The following is a 580-nucleotide window of genomic DNA, read 5'->3' as shown; positions in this document are numbered from 1 at the left end:
CCCCACACCTCGTCCACCGGGGTGATAGCCATCAGCCGGGCACGGCGCAGCTCGTCACGCAAGTCCACGACGCCGCCAGTGGCAGGCCACTTCTTGGCTGCATAGTTGGCCAGCTTGGCGAGGGTCTTGGTGGGACCAATCCCGACCCCTACCGTTAGGCCGGTCCACTGCCACACTCGCTGCCGGATCTGTTGTCCATAGGCTGTCAGGTCACCGGCAAACGACTCCGACAGTGACAGGAATGCTTCATCAATGGAGTAGACCTCCAGCTCGGGGGACATGGTCTCCAACGTGCTCATCACCCTGCCAGACATGTCTCCATAGAGCGCGTAGTTGGAGCTGAATGCCACACCGCCATGCGCCTCGAACTGCTCGCGGATCTTGAAGTAGGGCCCGGCCATCTTGATACCCATCGCCTTGGCTTCGGGGCTGCGCGACACCACGCATCCATCGTTGTTGGAGAGCACCACGATCGGGCGGCCACGCAGCTCAGGGCGAAACAGCCGCTCACAGCTGGCGTAGAAGTTGTTTACATCAACGAGCGCTATAGCCATCACGCTGCCTCAGATTGCCAATCACA

The 580-nt window shown here is 60.9% G+C and carries 1 protein-coding gene; it reads right to left on the bottom strand.

Annotated features, from left to right (window positions below; all coding sequences use genetic code 11):
• A partial coding sequence (locus G5229_RS20555) for a Y-family DNA polymerase (protein ID WP_421210258.1) occupies window positions 1-554 on the bottom strand: 554 nt, incomplete at its 3' end.
• Window positions 555-580 lie beyond the last annotated feature (26 nt).

This window comes from Aeromonas sp. 602396, assembly GCF_049173735.1.
GTDB lineage: Bacteria > Pseudomonadota > Gammaproteobacteria > Enterobacterales > Aeromonadaceae > Aeromonas > Aeromonas veronii_A.
Note: the sequence above shows the minus strand (reverse complement) of the source record. Positions and strands in the feature narration are given on the sequence as shown.